The sequence below is a fragment of the Streptomyces sp. NPDC004284 genome (genome assembly GCF_042874035.1).
Taxonomy (GTDB): Bacteria; Actinomycetota; Actinomycetes; order Streptomycetales; family Streptomycetaceae; genus Streptomyces.
The window spans coordinates 46825-63410 of sequence record NZ_JBIAMJ010000002.1 but is presented as its reverse complement, the minus strand read 5'-3'; the positions used below and the strand labels follow the sequence as shown (position 1 = coordinate 63410).

General features: G+C 71.3%; 14 protein-coding genes. 12 read left to right on the top strand and 2 right to left on the bottom strand.

The annotated features are described in order from the left end of the window. Positions 1-44 precede the first annotated feature (44 nt). From ACFYUS_RS05380 to ACFYUS_RS05370, 3 genes are all read left to right on the top strand, one after another. Positions 45-1673, top strand: a complete 1629-nt coding sequence (locus tag ACFYUS_RS05380; RefSeq protein ID WP_388846145.1) for an alpha/beta hydrolase — start codon at positions 45-47, stop codon at positions 1671-1673. Between the two features lie 78 nt (positions 1674-1751). Continuing rightward, positions 1752-2174, top strand: a complete 423-nt coding sequence (locus ACFYUS_RS05375) for a RidA family protein (RefSeq protein ID WP_388846143.1) — start codon at positions 1752-1754, stop codon at positions 2172-2174. Between the two features lie 141 nt (positions 2175-2315). Further along, complete coding sequence (locus ACFYUS_RS05370; RefSeq protein WP_388846141.1) at positions 2316-3554, top strand: MFS transporter; 1239 nt, start codon at positions 2316-2318, stop codon at positions 3552-3554. On the opposite strand, the gene ACFYUS_RS05365 is transcribed toward ACFYUS_RS05370, so the two are convergent. Next, the gene (locus ACFYUS_RS05365; RefSeq protein WP_388846139.1) at positions 3525-4127 is read right to left on the bottom strand and encodes a HEAT repeat domain-containing protein; all 603 of its coding nucleotides are present in this window, start codon (positions 4125-4127) and stop codon (positions 3525-3527) included. The two genes, ACFYUS_RS05370 and ACFYUS_RS05365, sit on opposite strands and share 30 nt — an antisense overlap. Before the next feature lie 301 nt (positions 4128-4428). On the opposite strand from ACFYUS_RS05365, the gene ACFYUS_RS05360 reads away from it, so the two are divergent. The 9 genes from ACFYUS_RS05360 to pssA all read left to right on the top strand — a co-directional run bounded on the left by ACFYUS_RS05360 (position 4429) and on the right by pssA (position 15346). Then, on the top strand, positions 4429-6210 hold the full coding sequence (locus tag ACFYUS_RS05360) for a 3-hydroxyacyl-CoA dehydrogenase family protein (protein ID WP_388846137.1): 1782 nt from the start codon (positions 4429-4431) through the stop codon (positions 6208-6210). A 97-nt stretch (positions 6211-6307) separates the two neighbouring features. Then, a complete protein-coding gene (locus ACFYUS_RS05355) occupies positions 6308-7165 on the top strand; it encodes a TetR family transcriptional regulator (protein WP_388846135.1) in 858 nt (285 codons plus the stop codon). A 398-nt stretch (positions 7166-7563) separates the two neighbouring features. After that, positions 7564-8901 carry a crotonyl-CoA carboxylase/reductase gene (gene ccrA, locus ACFYUS_RS05350; protein WP_388846133.1) on the top strand — a complete coding sequence of 446 codons (1338 nt, stop codon included), beginning with the start codon at positions 7564-7566 and terminating at the stop codon, positions 8899-8901. 10 nt (positions 8902-8911) lie between these two features. Beyond that, complete coding sequence (locus ACFYUS_RS05345; protein WP_388846131.1) at positions 8912-10972, top strand: protein meaA; 2061 nt, start codon at positions 8912-8914, stop codon at positions 10970-10972. Next, positions 10969-11934 (top strand): CoA ester lyase, encoded by a 966-nt coding sequence (locus tag ACFYUS_RS05340; protein ID WP_351845217.1) that lies wholly within the window; start codon positions 10969-10971, stop codon positions 11932-11934. The genes ACFYUS_RS05345 and ACFYUS_RS05340 overlap by 4 nt, the downstream gene beginning before the upstream one ends. A 5-nt stretch (positions 11935-11939) precedes the next feature. Continuing rightward, a complete protein-coding gene (locus ACFYUS_RS05335; protein WP_015656728.1) occupies positions 11940-12452 on the top strand; it encodes a MaoC family dehydratase in 513 nt (170 codons plus the stop codon). Between the two features lie 3 nt (positions 12453-12455). Beyond that, entirely contained in the window at positions 12456-13661 is a 1206-nt protein-coding gene (locus ACFYUS_RS05330) for an acyl-CoA dehydrogenase family protein (protein ID WP_388846128.1), read from the top strand. 169 nt (positions 13662-13830) lie between these two features. Then, the gene (locus tag ACFYUS_RS05325; protein ID WP_388846126.1) at positions 13831-14487 is read left to right on the top strand and encodes a phosphatidylserine decarboxylase; all 657 of its coding nucleotides are present in this window, start codon (positions 13831-13833) and stop codon (positions 14485-14487) included. Continuing rightward, the gene (gene pssA, locus ACFYUS_RS05320) at positions 14480-15346 is read left to right on the top strand and encodes a CDP-diacylglycerol--serine O-phosphatidyltransferase (protein WP_388847711.1); all 867 of its coding nucleotides are present in this window, start codon (positions 14480-14482) and stop codon (positions 15344-15346) included. The genes ACFYUS_RS05325 and pssA overlap by 8 nt, the downstream gene beginning before the upstream one ends. A 57-nt stretch (positions 15347-15403) precedes the next feature. Here the strand turns inward: pssA and ACFYUS_RS05315 are convergent, their stop codons facing one another. After that, the gene (locus ACFYUS_RS05315) at positions 15404-16408 is read right to left on the bottom strand and encodes a GNAT family N-acetyltransferase (protein WP_388846124.1); all 1005 of its coding nucleotides are present in this window, start codon (positions 16406-16408) and stop codon (positions 15404-15406) included. Positions 16409-16586: the final 178 nt, after the last annotated feature.

Sequence of the window (16586 nt, the reverse complement as noted above, 5' to 3'; positions counted from 1 at the left end):
GCGAAACAGGTCCCCTCGGCGCCGGTTCGGGACACAAACGCCCTATGACCCCACGCGCAGGAATGCTGATCGCCGCTGGAGCGCTGGTCGCCGGGACGGTCACCGTCCTGCCCGCCGCCCCCGCGGGCGCCGGCGAACCGACCCCCCGACCGCTCTCCCCCCTCGCCTGGACCGACTGCGCCACGCAGGCGTACACCCGGCTCCAGTGCGCCACCCTGAAGGTGCCGCTGAACCACGACGACCCGGCCGGGCGCATGATCACGCTCGCCCTCACCCGGGTCCCGCACACCGCGAAGACCTCCCAGGGCCCGCTGCTCGTCAACCCGGGCGGGCCCGGCGGCAGCGGGCGCGCCATGGCGGGATACGTGGCGGCCTCGCTGCCCCCGAAGGTGGCCGCCGAGTACGACGTGATCGGCTTCGACCCGCGCGGGGTCGGCAAGAGCGAGCCCGCGCTCGACTGCGAGCCCGGCCACTTCGCGCCCGTGCGGGCGGACTCGGTGCCGAAGGGGGCCGCGGCCGAGCGGACGGCCGTCGCGCGGGCGCAGTCCTTCGCCCGGGCCTGCGGCGAGAAGTACGCGGACCTGCTGCCGTACATCGACACCGTGAGCACCGCCCGGGACCTGGACGCGATCCGCCGGGCGGTCGGCGCGCAGAAGATCAACTACCTCGGCTACTCGTACGGCACCTATCTGGGCGCCGTGTACGCGCGCCTGTACCCGGACCGGGTGCGGCGGATGGCGCTCGACTCCGTCGTGAACCCGCACGGCGTCTGGTACGAGGACAACATCGCGCAGGACTACGCCTTCGACACCCGCCACAAGGCCTTCATGGCCTGGGTGGCCCGGCAGAACGCCGTCTACAGGCTGGGCACCGACCCGGCGGCGGTCGAGGCCGCCTGGTACCGGATGCGGGACCGGCTGCGCACGGCCCCGGCCGGCGGCAAGGTCGGCCCCGCCGAGCTGGAGGACACCTTCCTGCCGGGCGGCTACTACAACGGCTACTGGCCCCGCCTCGCGAGCGCCTTCGCCGCGTACGTCAACGACGCGGACCCGGTGCCGCTGAAGCAGGCGTACGAGCGGTACGGGGAGGCCGACGCGGCCGCCGACAACGGCTACTCGGTCTACACGAGCGTGCAGTGCCGGGACGCGGGCTGGCCCCGCGACTGGAACGTGTGGCGCAAGGACAGCTGGGACACGCACGCGAAGGCGCCGTTCTCCACCTGGAACAACGCCTGGTACAACGCGCCCTGCGCGTTCTGGCCGGTGGACTCGCTGACCCCGCCGGACGTCACCAACGACCAGGTGCCGCCGGTCCTCATCCTCCAGGCCACCGACGACGCGGCGACGCCGTACGAGGGCGGGGTCGCCCTGCACCGTCTGATGCGCGGCTCCAGCCTCGTCGTCGAGGAGGGCGGCGGCAACCACGGGGTGACCCTGGGCGGGAACGACTGCCTCGACGAGCACCTCGCCGCCTACCTCGCCACGGGCAAGGTCCCGCGCGGCGAGGGCGACGCCGAGGTGGACGCGGTCTGCGCCACGCTCCCCGACCCCGAGCCTGAGCCCGTGACCCCGGCCGCGCCGTCGACCCCGGAGAAGAGCGGCAAGCGCGCCGGCGCCGTACGCGCGGAGCCGGCCGGCATCGCCCTCCACGGCCTCCTGGGCCACGTCCGCTGACGGCCTTCCGGCCCCCACGGTGCCCGCGTCCCGCAAGGGGTGCGGGCACCGTCGGTGGCGTGCGCGAGGATGGGGCGCATGACGAGCCACCTCACCCACGTGCCCGCCCCCGACGGCCTCGCGCCCAGCCCCCAGTACAGCCATGTCGTCTGGGGCACGGGCCGGTTCGTCGCGATATCCGGGCAGTGCGCCTTCGACGCCTCCGGGGCGGTGGTCGGCGAGGGCGACGCGGCGGCCCAGGCCCACCAGGTCTTCGCGAACCTGGAGCGCTGCCTCGCGGCGGCCGGCGCGGGCTTCCGGGACGTGGTGAAGCTGACGTACTTCGTCATGGACATGGCCCACCTCCCGGCCGTACGGGACGCCCGCGACGCCCACTTCGCGGGCGTGCCGCTGCCGGCGAGCTCGGCGGTGCAGGTGTCGGCGCTAGTCCGGCCGGAACTGCTCGTGGAGATCGAGGCGTTCGCGCTGGTCCCGGAGCGGTCCGGGCAGAGCTCCGTTTGATACGTTGACGCGCATGTTCCTCTTCCGTGCGTAGGAGTCGGCGATCCGACGACCGTGCCCAGCCGGGCGCGGTCCCCAGCCGACCCCGCACGCCCAGGCGCCGCAGGCCGCTGCCCGACGCCCCTTCCGAGGAACTCCGTCATGTCCGTGATCTCCCCTGTCCACTCCCCCGCGCCCACCTACGCGGCGGTGCTGCGGACCCCGTACGCCCGCCGCACCTTCGGGGCGGCTCTCCTGGGGCGGTTGTCCTACGGCACCGCCCCGCTCTCCCTGATCCTCTCCGTGAAGGGGACCACCGGCTCGTACGCCGCGGCCGGCACGGTCATGGCCGCGTTCGGGCTGACCGGTGTCCTGCTGTCGCCCGCGCGGGCCGCCCTCGTCGACCGGTTCGGGCCGCGCCGCGCCCTGGTGCCGCTCGCCACCGCGTACGCGCTGCTGCTCGTCGCGCTCTCGGTGGCGACGGCCCGGCCCGCGACCCCGGCGCTCGCGCTGGTGGTCCTGGCCTCCGGCGCGGGGGCCCTGACTCCGCCGCTCGGCCCGGTGTCGCGGGCGCTGTGGAGCGGGATGCTGACCGACCGGGACCTCCTGCGGCGCGCGTACAGCCTGGACACGGTGGCGGAGGAACTCCTCTTCGTCACGGGCCCGTTGCTGGTGGGTCTGCTCGTGCGGTACGCGTCGGCGCCGGCCGGGCTCGCGGTGAGCGCCGGGCTCGTCCTGACCGGCACGCTGGCATTCGTCACCTCGCCGGTGGTGCGGGGCGGGACCGGGGAGCGGGAGCCCGGGACGCCGGAGCGGGCCGTGGGACGGTGGGGCGCCCCCGGGGCCGGGGTGCTGCGGGCGGCGGCCGTGGCGGCCGGGGTCGGCATGTGCCTGGGCGCCGTCGAGCTGCTCGTGATCGCGTTCGCCGACGCCCACCAGAGCCCCGGGATGGTGCCGTGGGCGGCGGCGGCCCTCTCGGCGGGCAGCGCGGTCGGCGGGCTCGTGTACGGCGCCGTGCCGTGGCGGGTGCCCACCGGCGTGCGCCTGTCGGCGCTGGCGCTCGGGCTCGGTGCGGTCCTGGCGTCGGCGGGGCTCTCCCCGCATCCGTACGCGATGACCGGCTGGATGGCGCTCGGCGGTCTCTTCGTGGCGCCGGCGATCACCAGCGCCTATCTGCTGGCCGACGAGTCGGTCGGGGAGGAGCGACGCACCCGGGCCGGCGCCTGGGTCAACACGGCGTTCAACGCGGGCACGACGGCGGCGACGGCCGGCGCCGGCCTCCTGGTGGGGCGGCTGGCGCTGCCGCTGTGCTTCGCGCTCGCGGCGCTCCCGGCCGTCGTCACGGCGGTCGTGACGCTGGTCCCGGTGCCGTCAGCCGCCGGAGCCGAGCCGCGCGAGTGACTCCACGGCCGCGCGGCTCAGCCGGGGATGTGGGAGCGCGGCCTCCAGGGCCTCCCGGGCCCGGGCGTCGCCGAGGGTGCCGAGGCCTTCGACGCAGGCGAGGCCGACGCGCCAGTGGGGGTCGTCGGGGCGAAGTCGCCGTTCCAGGACGGTGATCAGGGCCGGGACGGATTCCGGGGCGCGGAGTTCGGCGAGCAGCCGGACCGGGAGCAGGGCGTAGGCGACCCGGAGTTCGTTGGTGGCGAGGGCGGCGGCGGCGCGCGCGGTGCGCGGGTCGCCGAGCCGGGTCAGGGCGTGGGCGGCGGTGACGCAGCGCTCCGGGTCGCGGTGGTTGAGGAGGAGGACGAGGGCCTCGAAGGCGCGGGGGTCGCCGGCGACGCCGAGGGCGTAGGCGGCGATCTCCCGGGCCCAGAGCGGCCGTCCGGGCGCGGTGAGGACGCGGTGCAGTTCCTCCGGATCCTCCGTCGCGGCGAGTTCCTCGAATGCCGCCGGGACTTCTCCGGTGTCATTCTCGATCTCGTCCCGCAATCGATCGATCATCGAGCAGAATTCGGGATCCTCGGAGATTTCCATGAATCCGAGACTATCCGCGATCCAGATCACACTTTCCCAACTCGTCGGGACTGGCGCGCTCGTTACCGGCCGGTTAGTCTCAGGTGAGCGGGCACCACCCGCACTTCCCACAACGGCCTGGTGACGCAGCCGTTGTGTTCGCTTGTCGGTTCGGCAGTTTCGACGTGGCTCCGGGACAGAGTCCGTCGCACCTTTTCCCAGGGCACCGCTCTCTTTTCCGGGCGCCGCCCTCGCTCTTTCCCGCGCCCCTTTCGTGCGCGCACTGCCTTCAGTCGTCACTCTTCCTCCCAGGAGTCCCCTGATGGACACCCCTCTCTCCACCATCGCCGTCGTCGGTCTCGGCACCATGGGCACGGGCATCGCCGATGTCCTCGCCCGGGCCGGCCGCGAGGTCATCGGCATCGACATCAGCGACACCGCCGCCGCCCAGGCCGTCGCCGCCCTGGAGGCCTCCACCGCCCGTGCGGTGGCCCGCGAGCGGATCACCGAGGAGGAGCGGCAGGACGTCCTGGCCCGCTTCCGTACCTTCTCCGACCTCCAGGCGGCGGCCGAGGCCGACCTCGTGATCGAGGTCGTCCCCGAGTCGTACGAGGCGAAGCAGGAGGTCTTCCGGGCCCTCGACGGGATCGTCCGGCCCGACGCGATCCTGGCCACCGGCACCAACGCGCTCTCCGTGACCCGGCTCGCCGCCGACTCGGCGCACCCCGAGCGGGTCCTCGGTCTGCACTTCTTCAACCCGGTCCAGGCCATGAAGCTGGTCGAGGTGGTCTCCTCCGTGCTGACCGACCCGCGGGCCGTGGACGCCGTCACCCGGCTCGCCCAGGACCTCGGCAAGGAGCCGGTGGCGGTCGGCGACCGGGCCGGCTTCATCGCGGACGGGCTGCTCTTCGGCTACCTGAACCAGGCCGCCGCCATGTACGAGGCCAAGTACGCCTCCCGCGAGGACATCGACGCGGCGATGAAGCTGGGCTGCGGCCTGCCGATGGGCCCGCTGGCGCTGCTCGACCTGATCGGCGTCGACACGGCCCGTACGGTCCTGGAGGCCATGTACGCCGCCTCGCACGACCGGCTGCACGCCCCCGCCCCGATCCTCAAGCAGCTCAGCGAGGCCGGTCTGACCGGCCGCAAGGCGGGCCGCGGCTTCTACACGTACGAGGCGCCGGGCTCCGGCGAGGTCGTGCGCGACGCGCTGACCCCGCTCGCCTCCGCCGAGGCCGGCGGCGGCCGCGAGGTCCGCTCGGTCGGCGTCGCCGGCTCGGGCACCATGGCCTCCGGCATCGCCGAGGTCTTCGCCAAGGCCGGGTACGCGGTCGTGCTCGCCGCCCGCTCCCAGGAGAAGGCGGACGCCGCGAAGGCCCGGATCGCCAAGTCCCTGGGCCGCTCGGTCGACAAGGGCCGGATGACGGGCGAGGCCCGCGACGAGACGCTCGCCCTGATCACCCCGGCGGGCTCGCTCGACGCCTTCGCCGAGGTCGACCTGGCAGTCGAGGCGGTCGCCGAGGACCTCGCGGTCAAGCAGGAGCTGTTCGGACGGCTCGACAAGATCTGCAAGCCGGGCGCGGTGCTCGCCACCACGACCTCCTCGCTGCCGGTCATCGCCTGCGCCCGCGCCACCACGCGCCCGCAGGACGTCATCGGGATGCACTTCTTCAACCCGGCGCCGGCGATGAAGCTGGTCGAGATCGTCCGCACGGTCCTGACCGGGGACGACGTCCACGCCACCGTCCGCGAGGTCACCGCGAAGATCAGGAAGCACCCGGTGGACTGCGGCGACCGCGCCGGCTTCATCGTGAACGCGCTGCTCTTCCCGTACCTGAACAACGCGATCAAGATGGTCCAGGAGCACTACGCGACCCTGGACGACATCGACGCGGCCATGAAGCTGGGCGGCGGCTACCCGATGGGCCCGTTCGAGCTGCTCGACGTGGTCGGCCTGGACGTCTCGCTCGCGATCGAGCAGGTGCTGCACCGGGAGTTCCGCGACCCGGGCCTCGCCCCCGCCCCGCTCCTGGAGCACCTGGTGGCGGCGGGCTGCCTGGGCCGCAAGACGGGTCGCGGCTTCCGCGAATATGCCCGACGCTGAGCCCCGCACCGCCGGCTGGGGCGGTCTGCTGAGTCCCCCGGGCGCCCTCGGCGCCCCGGGGGCCTCGCCGCCCCCACCTGGGCACACTCCCACTCCGATGCAGTACGTTCGGACCATGCCCAAGGCCGCGAAGACACCCCGTGCCACGTCCCCGTCCGACGCTCCGGAGAGCGCGGCGGGCACCCGTGCCGCCGCTCAGCGGCTCAAGATGCGCCGGGAGCTGGCCGCCGCCGCGATGGAGCTCTTCGCGACCAAGGGGTACGAGGCGACGACCGTCGACGAGATCGCGGCCACGGCCGGGGTCGCGCGGCGGACGTTCTTCCGGCACTTCCGGTCCAAGGAAGAGGCGATCTTCCCGGACCACGACGACACGCTCGTCCGGGCGGAGGCGGTGCTCAACGCCGCCCCGCCGCACGAGCACCCGCTCGACACGGTGTGCCGGGGCATCAAGGAAGTCATGAAGATGTACGCGGGGTCCCCCGCGGTCTCCGTGGAGCGCTACCGGCTCACCCGTGAGGTGCCGACCCTGCGGGAGCGGGAGATCGCCTCGGTGGCCCGCTACGAGCGGCTCTTCACCCGCTATCTCCTCGGGCACTTCGACGAGCGGGACCACCACGACGGCAACGACGACCCGCTGCTCGCCGAGGTGGCCGCCTCCGCGGTCGTCACCGCCCACAACCACGTGCTGCGCCGCTGGCTGCGCGCGGGCGGCCAGGGCGACGTGGAGGCCCAGCTCGACCACGCCTTCGCGATCGTCCGGGAGACCTTCGGCTCGGGCATAGGCGCCCGCCCGGCGCCCGCCGGGAGCACCGCCGCCGCACCGGCCGAACCGGCCCCGGAGCCGGCCGCCGCGACCGCGTCCACGACGGGCGACGTCGTGGTCGCCGTGGCGCGTACGGACGCTCCGCTCGAAGAGGTCATGAGGACCATCCAGCAGGCCCTCAAGGGGGCCTGACACCGCTCGGCGAGGAGGGCCGTCCCCGGATTTCCGGGGGCGGCCCTCTTTGCGTTCCCGCAGCTCACGGGCCATTTCGATCGATCATCGCTCATCCGAGACGACCAGATCGCATCTGAGAGAAATTGTTGGCACGCAGTGCCTTGTCAGGTGACACGGCGTGCCATACGTTGATCTCGTCCGGGCGGCCGGCGAGCAGAGATCACCTCGTTCGCCGGCTGTCCCCACCGGCCAACGGCCCGTGCGCCCGGACGCCTGCGTCACAGGCACCCTCGCGCTCCACCACAGCGCCGCCACCGCACCACCCAGCCGAACCGACGGCACACCTCCACAGCAGCACCCCCCGCCGTAACCCTCAGGCGTCCCTCCCTCAGGACGCTCACCGCCGGAGGCAACCCGTGAAGGAAATCCTGGCCGCGATCCAGTCGCAGGACGCCACGTCCGCCGACTTCGCGAACATCCCGCTCCCCGAGTCGTACCGTGCCGTCACCGTCCACAAGGACGAGCAGGAGATGTTCGCCGGGCTCGCCAGCCGCGACAAGGACCCGCGCAAGTCGCTCCACCTGGACGAGGTCGCGCTCCCCGAGCTCGGACCGGGCGAGGCCCTGGTCGCCGTCATGGCCAGCTCCGTGAACTACAACTCGGTCTGGACCTCGATCTTCGAGCCCGTCTCGACCTTCGGCTTCCTGGAGCGCTACGGCCGGCTCTCCGAGCTGACCAAGCGCCACGACCTGCCGTACCACGTCATCGGCTCCGACCTCGCGGGCGTCGTGCTCCGCACCGGCCCGGGCGTCAACGCCTGGACCCCGGGCGACGAGGTCGTCGCGCACTGCCTGTCGGTCGAGCTGGAGTCGTCCGACGGCCACAACGACACGATGCTCGACCCCGAGCAGCGCATCTGGGGCTTCGAGACCAACTTCGGCGGCCTCGCGGAGATCGCGCTCGTCAAGTCGAACCAGCTGATGCCGAAGCCGAAGCACCTCAGCTGGGAGGAGGCGGCGGCGCCCGGCCTCGTCAACTCCACCGCCTACCGCCAGCTGGTCTCCCGCAACGGCGCCGGCATGAAGCAGGGCGACAACGTCCTCATCTGGGGCGCGAGCGGCGGGCTCGGCTCGTACGCCACGCAGTTCGCCCTGGCCGGCGGCGCCAACCCGATCTGTGTCGTCTCCTCCCCGGAGAAGGCCGACATCTGCCGGGCCATGGGCGCCGACGCGGTCATCGACCGCAACGCCGAGGGCTACAAGTTCTGGAAGGACGAGAACACCCAGGACCCGCGCGAGTGGAAGCGCTTCGGCTCCAAGATCCGCGAGCTGACCGGCGGCGAGGACATCGACATCGTCTTCGAGCACCCGGGCCGCGAGACCTTCGGCGCCTCCGTGTACGTCACCCGCAAGGGCGGCACCATCACCACCTGCGCCTCGACCTCGGGCTACATGCACCAGTACGACAACCGCTACCTGTGGATGTCGCTGAAGCGGATCGTCGGCTCGCACTTCGCCAACTACCGCGAGGCCTGGGAGGCCAACCGCCTGATCGCCAAGGGCAAGATCCACCCCACCCTGTCGAAGGTCTACTCCCTGGAGGAGACCGGCCAGGCCGCCTACGACGTCCACCGCAACCTGCACCAGGGCAAGGTCGGCGTCCTCGCGCTCGCGCCGCAGGAGGGCCTGGGCGTCAGCGACCCGGAGCTCCGGGCCCAGCACATCGACGCCATCAACCGCTTCCGGAACGTCTGAGGTCCCGAAGATGACTGAGCGCCAGAAGGACCGGCCGTGGCTCATGCGGACGTACGCCGGTCACTCGACCGCCGAGGCGTCCAACGAGCTGTACCGGCGCAACCTCGCCAAGGGTCAGACCGGCCTCTCGGTCGCGTTCGACCTGCCGACGCAGACCGGGTACGACCCCGACCACATCCTCGCCCGCGGCGAGGTCGGCCGGGTCGGCGTCCCCGTCTCGCACCTCGGTGACATGCGCCGGCTGTTCCAGGACATCCCCCTGGAGCAGATGAACACCTCGATGACCATCAACGCCACCGCCATGTGGCTGCTGGCGCTCTACCAGGTGGCCGCCGAGGAGCAGGGTGCGGACATCACCCAGCTCCAGGGCACCACCCAGAACGACATCGTGAAGGAGTACCTGTCGCGCGGGACGCACGTCTTCCCGCCCGGCCCCTCGCTCCGCCTCACGACGGACATGATCGCGTACACGGTCAACCACATCCCCAAGTGGAACCCGATCAACATCTGCAGCTACCACCTGCAGGAGGCCGGGGCCACGCCGGTCCAGGAGATCTCGTACGCGATGGCCACCGCGATCGCCGTCCTCGACTCGGTCCGCGACTCGGGGCAGGTCCCCGAGGAGCGGTTCGGCGAGGTCGTCGCCCGCATCTCCTTCTTCGTGAACGCGGGCGTCCGCTTCATCGAGGAGATGTGCAAGATGCGCGCCTTCGGCCGCATCTGGGACAAGATCACGCTGGAGCGGTACGGCATCGAGAACGCCAAGCAGCGCCGGTTCCGCTACGGCGTCCAGGTCAACTCGCTCGGCCTGACCGAGGCGCAGCCGGAGAACAACGTCCAGCGGATCGTCCTGGAGATGCTGGCCGTCACCCTCTCCAAGGACGCACGCGCGCGTGCCGTGCAGCTCCCCGCCTGGAACGAGGCCCTCGGCCTCCCCCGGCCCTGGGACCAGCAGTGGTCGCTCCGCATCCAGCAGGTGCTCGCCCACGAGTCCGACCTGCTGGAGTACGAGGACATCTTCGCCGGCTCGCACGTCATCGAGGCCAAGGTGGACGCCCTCGTCGGGGAGTGCCTGGCCGAGATCGACCGGATCCAGGAGATGGGCGGCGCGATGGCCGCCGTCGAGTCCGGCTACCTCAAGTCGCAGCTGGTCTCCTCGCACGCCGAGCGGCGCGCCCGGATCGAGGCCGGCGAGGACAAGATCGTCGGCGTCAACATCTTCCAGTCGACCGAGGAGAACCCCCTCACCGCCGACCTGGACACCGCGATCATGACGGTGGACCCGGCGGTCGAGGCCCGGGTGGTCGACGCCGTCGGCCGCTGGCGCGCCGAGCGGCAGGAGTCCACCGACCGGCAGGGCAACGGCGACCCGTTCGTCTTCCCCACCACCCAGCAGGCCCTGGAGCGCCTCAAGGAGGCCGCCCGGGGCACGGAGAACCTCATGGAGGCCACCCTGGAGTGCGCCCGCGCCGGTGTCACCACCGGCGAGTGGGCCGGGGCCCTGCGCGAGGTGTTCGGCGAGTTCCGCGCCCCGACGGGCGTCTCCTCCGCCCCGGTCGCCGTGACGGCCGAGGCGGGCACGCCGCTCGCGCTCGTCCGCGAGAAGGTGGCGCGGACCGCCGAGGAGATGAACGTCGGCCGGCTGCGCCTGCTGGTCGGCAAGCCGGGCCTGGACGGGCACTCCAACGGGGCCGAGCAGATCGCCGTGCGCGCGCGTGACGCCGGTTTCGAGGTGGTCTACCAGGGCATCCGGCTGACCCCCGAGCAGATCGTCGACGCCGCCCTGGCGGAGGATGTGCACTGCGTGGGACTGTCGATCCTCTCCGGCTCGCATTCCGCGCTGGTCCCGGACGTGCTCGACCGCCTCCGTGAGGCGAGCGCCCCGGACATTCCCGTCATCGTCGGCGGAATCATCCCGAACGCCGACGCCGCAGAACTGAAGCGCGCGGGTGTCGCCGCCGTCTTCACACCGAAGGACTTCGGTATCACGGAGATCATCGGCCGTATCGTCGACGAGATCCGGACAGCGAACAAGCTCAGCCCCCTTGAAAGTACGGAGGTCCTCGCATGACCAGCCCTGTGAACCGGCTCCGCCCCCGCCGCTCCTGCCTGGCGGTGCCCGGCTCCAACCCGCGCTTCCTGGAGAAGGCCCAGGGCCTCGCGGCCGACCAGGTCTTCCTGGACCTGGAGGACGCGTGCGCCCCGCTGGCCAAGCCCGAGGCCCGGCACACCATCGTGAAGTTCCTGAACGAGGGCGACTGGACCGGCAAGACCCGCGTGGTCCGCGTCAACGACTGGACGACCCACTGGACCTACCGCGACGTCGTCACGGTCGTCGAGGGCGCCGGCCAGAACCTCGACTGCATCATGCTGCCGAAGGTCCAGGACGCCCAGCAGATCGTCGCCCTCGACCTGCTGCTGACGCAGATCGAGAAGACGATGGGCTTCGAGGTCGGCAAGATCGGCATCGAGGCGCAGATCGAGAACGCCCAGGGCCTGACCAACGTCAACGCGATCGCGCAGGCCTCCCAGCGCGTCGAGACGATCATCTTCGGCCCGGCCGACTTCATGGCCTCCATCAACATGAAGTCCCTCGTCGTCGGCGAGCAGCCGCCCGGCTACCCGGCGGACGCGTACCACCACATCCTGATGAGCATCCTGATGGCGGCCCGCGCCAACAACCTCCAGGCGATCGACGGCCCCTACCTGCAGATCCGCAACCAGGAGGGCTACCGCGCGGTCGCGCAGCGCGCCGCCGCCCTGGGCTTCGACGGCAAGTGGGTGCTGCACCCGGACCAGGTCGCCGCCGCGAACGAGATCTTCTCGCCCTCGCAGGAGGACTACGACCACGCCGAGCTGATCCTCGACGCGTACGACTACTACACGTCCGAGGCCGGCGGGAAGAAGGGCTCCGCGATGCTCGGCGACGAGATGATCGACGAGGCCTCCCGCAAGATGGCCCTGGTCATCTCCGGCAAGGGCCGCGCCGCCGGCATGCAGCGCACCAGCAAGTTCGAGATCCCGGAGGCCTGAGAGCGATGCAGTTCGGCCGTACCTACGAAGAGTTCGAAGTCGGTGCCGTCTACAAGCACTGGCCCGGAAAGACGGTCACCGAGTACGACGACCACCTCTTCTGTCTGCTCACGATGAACCACCATCCGCTGCACATGGATGTGAATTACGCCGAGAACACGACGGACTTCGGCAAGAACGTCGTCGTCGGCAACTACATCTACTCGCTGCTGCTGGGCATGTCCGTGCCGGACGTCTCCGGAAAGGCCATCGCCAACCTGGAGATCGAATCGCTGCGGCACGTGGCGCCGACCTTCCACGGCGACACGATCTACGGCGAGACGACGGTCCTCGACAAGACCCCGTCGAAGTCGAAGAACGACCGCGGCATCGTCTACGTCGAGACCAAGGGCTACAAGCAGGACGGCACCCTCGTCTGCGTCTTCCGCCGCAAGGTGATGGTCCCCACCGAGACGTACATCAAGGAGCGCGGCGGCGAGCAGCCCGGCCGTCCCGAGCTGAAGGAACAGGGGAAGTAAGTCATGGCGCGACTCGCCCAGACCCACGGTCTGACCGATGTCCAGCAGGAGATCCTCGCCACCGTCCGGGACTTCGTCGACAAGGAGATCATCCCGGTCGCGACGGAGCTGGAGCACCGCGACGAGTACCCGCAGCAGATCGTCGACGGGCTCAAGGAGCTCGGCGTCTTCGGCCTGATGATCCCCGAGGAGTACGGGGGCCTGGGCGAGTCGCTGCTCACCTACGCGCTGTGCGTGGAGGAGATCGCCCGCGGCTGGATGTCGGTCTCCGGCATCATCAACACGCACTTCATCGTGGCGTACATGCTCAAGCAGCACGGCACCCAGGAGCAGAAGGAGTACTTCCTTCCGCGGATGGCGGCCGGCGAGACGCGCGGCGCCTTCTCGATGTCGGAGCCGGGCCTCGGCTCGGACGTGTCGGCGATCACCTCGAAGGCGGTCAAGGACGGCGACGAGTACGTCCTCAACGGCCAGAAGATGTGGCTGACGAACGGCGGCACGTCGACGCTGGTGGCCGTCCTCGTCCGAAGTGACGAAGGACACCCCGAGGGCACGGCCCCCCACAAGTCGATGACGACCTTCCTCGTCGAGAAGGAGGCCGGCTTCGGAGAGGTCCGCCCCGGCCTCACGATTCCCGGCAAGATCGACAAGATGGGGTACAAGGGCGTAGACACGACCGAACTCATCATGGACGGACTGCGCATTCCGGCCAATCGCGTGCTCGGCGGGGTCACCGGCCGAGGGTTTTACCAAATGATGGACGGCGTCGAGGTCGGCCGCGTGAACGTGGCGGCCCGTGGTTGTGGCGTCGCGCAGCGTGCTTTCGAACTGGGTGTCTCTTATGCCCAGCAACGTCACACTTTCGGCAAGGCGATCGCCCAGCACCAGGCGATTCAGTTCAAGCTGGCCGAGATGGCTACCAAGGTCGAGGCCGCCCATGCCATGATGGTGAATGCAGCACGCAAAAAGGACTCCGGGGAACGAAACGACCTCGAAGCAGGGATGGCGAAGTACCTCGCCTCCGAGTACTGCAAGGAGGTCGTGGAGGATGCCTTCCGCATCCACGGTGGATACGGGTTCTCGAAGGAGTACGAGATCGAGCGCCTCTACCGCGAGGCCCCGATGCTGCTCATCGGTGAAGGTACCGCCGAGATCCAGAAAATGATCATTGGTCGTCGGCTGCTCGAGGAGTACCGATTCCAGGGTTGATTGTCGCTTTTGAGTCGGTTCGGCCGCGAAGAAGATCACACCCTGTGTTCGTCTTCCGGCCGTCGACTCGGTTCCTGGCTTGCCCAGTTGCGCCCCGCAACCGATAGCATCGCCGGAAAGCCGCCGTCCCCCGTTGCCAGTGCGGCATCATCCGCTACGAAGGTCATCCATGCCCGACAGTCGAACCTCTGCACATCGCGACAGCCTCAAGGGCGCTCGCATCGCTCGCGGAGCATCGCCGTGGCTTCTGCCGACCGTCGCCACCGCGGCACTCAGCCTCGCGCGCTCCCGCAGGTCGAGGCGCGCCGCGGCCATCGCCGTGCCGACCACCGCGCTCGCGGCCGGCATGCTGTGGTTCTTCCGCGACCCCGAGCGTGAGATCGCTCAGGGCCGGGTCATCTCCCCCGCCGACGGTGTGGTGCAGAGCATCATGCCGTGGAAGGACGGACGGACCCGGGTCGCCATCTTCATGAGCCCGCTGAACGTCCACGTCAACCGCGCGCCGCTGGCCGGCACGGTGACGTCCGTGGAGCACGTCCCCGGTGGGTTCGTCCCGGCGTTCAACAAGGAGAGCGAGAACAACGAGCGCGTTGTCTGGCACTTCGACACCGAGCTCGGCGACATCGAGATGGTCCAGATCGCGGGCGCCGTCGCCCGGCGGATCGTGCCGTACATCCCGCAGGGGACGAAGGTCGAGCAGGGTGACCGTATCGGTCTGATCCGCTTCGGCTCGCGCGTCGACATCTACCTCCCCGAGGGTGTCGAGGTCGCCGTCGAGGTCGGCCAGGCCACCACAGCGGGGGTGACTCGCATTGACCGTGATTGATCCCGACACACGAGCCGCCGACTGGGTCGCCGACGCCGAGGCGGAGGCGGCCGAAGAAGCCGAGGAGATGCCGCTGTCGCTGAGGCTGTCCATAGCGGACGCCCTCACGCTCGGTAACGCCACGTGCGGCTTCATGGCGGTGTACTTCACCACCACCGGCATTCTCATCCCGCACCTCACCGGCAGCAGCGAGACCGGCATGGCGCGCAACAGCGCCGCCACCGCCGTGATCCTGATGCTGGCCGCGGCGATCTTCGACCTCTTCGACGGCATCGTGGCGCGCAAGCTCCGCAGCTCGCCGATGGGTGCCGAGCTCGACAACCTGTCGGACCTGATCAGCTTCGGTCTGGCCCCGGCCTACTTCGTGCTCGTGTACGGCATGGTCGCGGACGACGCGCAGCAGAAGGTCTCGGCCGTGGCCGCGATCGTGGTGTTGCTGGCAGTCGTCCTGCGGCTGGCCCGCTTCTCCTGCGTGACGATGAAGGACGGCATGTTCCAGGGCATGCCGAGCCCCTTCGGAGCGCTGACGGTCGTCTCGATCATCCTGCTCGAGCTGCCGTTCATCCCGACCCTGCTCGCGATCATCGGCACGGCGTGGCTGATGGTGAGCCGGGTGGAGTACCCGAAGCCGCGGGGTGTCCTCGCGGCGGCCATGCTCAGCTGGATCGTCGGAGCGATGGCGATGCTGGCCGCGTGGGCGTTCGACGCGCCGGGCGGACAGATCCTGCTCCAGACCGGCTGCGCGCTCCAGGTCGTGCTGGGCGCCGTGATCCCCCTCTTCGCGACGGCCCGCCGGGTGAACACCTTCCGCGACAACCGGCGTGAGAGCCGGGAGGCGCGGACGGCACAACTGCCGTAGCGGACGGCGTACGAAGGGCCCGGGAGGCGAATCGCCTCCCGGGCCCTTTCGCGTGCCCTAGCCGAGGCGCTTGTAGTAGAGCGTGGTGGCGCGGAGCGTGCCGCCGGGGTCGGCGGCGTAGTCCGGGATCGTCCCGGCGGAGGTCCAGCCCGCGCCCCGGTAGAGGCGCTCGGCCGGGCTGCCGGTCTGGGTGTCCAGGACGAGCAGCCGCAGCCCGGTGGCGGCGGCGTGGGCCTCGACCGTGGCGAGCAGGCGGGAGCCGAGGCCCCGGCCACGGGCGGAGCGGTGGACGAGGAGCCGGGCGATCTCGCCGCGGTGCCGGCCGTTGGCCGCGCCGGTGCGGACGAGGGTGACGACGCCGGTGAGCCGCCCGTCGGCGCCGCGGGCGGCCCAGACGTCCCGTACGCCCTCCGCGGCCTCCTCGGCGACACGGAGCCACCACGCGGCCGCCTCGGCGGTCTCCAGGGGTGCCAGGAAGCCGACGGAGGCCCCTCCGTCCACGGCGTCCACGAGGAGTCCGGCGAGCCCGGCCGCGGCGTGCGCCCGTACGGCTTCGGGCGACAGCCGCTCGACGACGTCGAGCGGCTTCTCCAGACACAGCAGGTCCGCACGGTCGTCCCACGACTCCGCGCTCTCGAACCCGAGGCTCCGGTAGAGCGCGAGCGGCTCCTCCCGCCAGGCCCACACGGTCAGGCGCACGACGGGCGCCCCGGACGCCCCGGCCCGGCGGAGGGCCTCGGCCATGAGGGCCTGCGCGAGGCCCTTCCGCCGCGCCTCGGGCGTCACCCAGAGCCGCTTGATCTCAGGCGCCCGCCCCTCACGGGGGGCCTTGAGGACGACACAGCCGGCCGGCTCGTCCGCGCCCGGCGGGGTCGCGAGCAGAACGGTGTCCGCGGCGAACGCGGCGGCCGGGTCCTCGGCCTCCGCGCGGTATACGTCCGCGAGCTCGGCGACGCTCGCCACGGCCTTCCCCTGCTCGGCCTGGTTGGCCAGGTGGTAGGCGCCGAGCAGGTCGGGGAGGCGGGGGTGGGAGCGGTTCTCCTCGATGCGTGCAGCAGTCATGGGCCGAGCTTCACACCGGCGTGTTTCGGGGAGGTGACGAGGGCGGTGCGCCGCGCCCCGCCGTGGTGGGGGGGGGGGGGGGGGGGGGGGGGGGGGGGGGGGGGGCGGGCGGGGCCGCCGGCGCGGGCGGGGGGGGGGGGGGGGGGGCCGCCCCCCGCGGGGGGGGGGGGGGGCGCCG

Coding starts and splice junctions, on each gene's coding strand:
- ACFYUS_RS05375 (WP_388846143.1), top strand. CDS start 1,752: ATGACGAGCCACCTCACCCACGTGCCCGCCCCCGACGGCCTCGCGCCC.
- ACFYUS_RS05355 (WP_388846135.1), top strand. CDS start 6,308: ATGCAGTACGTTCGGACCATGCCCAAGGCCGCGAAGACACCCCGTGCC.
- ACFYUS_RS05330 (WP_388846128.1), top strand. CDS start 12,456: ATGGCGCGACTCGCCCAGACCCACGGTCTGACCGATGTCCAGCAGGAG.
- ACFYUS_RS05340 (WP_351845217.1), top strand. CDS start 10,969: ATGACCAGCCCTGTGAACCGGCTCCGCCCCCGCCGCTCCTGCCTGGCG.
- ACFYUS_RS05365 (WP_388846139.1), bottom strand. CDS start 4,127: ATGGAAATCTCCGAGGATCCCGAATTCTGCTCGATGATCGATCGATTG.
- ACFYUS_RS05380 (WP_388846145.1), top strand. CDS start 45: ATGACCCCACGCGCAGGAATGCTGATCGCCGCTGGAGCGCTGGTCGCC.
- ACFYUS_RS05370 (WP_388846141.1), top strand. CDS start 2,316: ATGTCCGTGATCTCCCCTGTCCACTCCCCCGCGCCCACCTACGCGGCG.
- ACFYUS_RS05335 (WP_015656728.1), top strand. CDS start 11,940: ATGCAGTTCGGCCGTACCTACGAAGAGTTCGAAGTCGGTGCCGTCTAC.
- ACFYUS_RS05325 (WP_388846126.1), top strand. CDS start 13,831: ATGCCCGACAGTCGAACCTCTGCACATCGCGACAGCCTCAAGGGCGCT.
- ACFYUS_RS05315 (WP_388846124.1), bottom strand. CDS start 16,408: ATGACTGCTGCACGCATCGAGGAGAACCGCTCCCACCCCCGCCTCCCC.
- ACFYUS_RS05360 (WP_388846137.1), top strand. CDS start 4,429: ATGGACACCCCTCTCTCCACCATCGCCGTCGTCGGTCTCGGCACCATG.
- ACFYUS_RS05345 (WP_388846131.1), top strand. CDS start 8,912: ATGACTGAGCGCCAGAAGGACCGGCCGTGGCTCATGCGGACGTACGCC.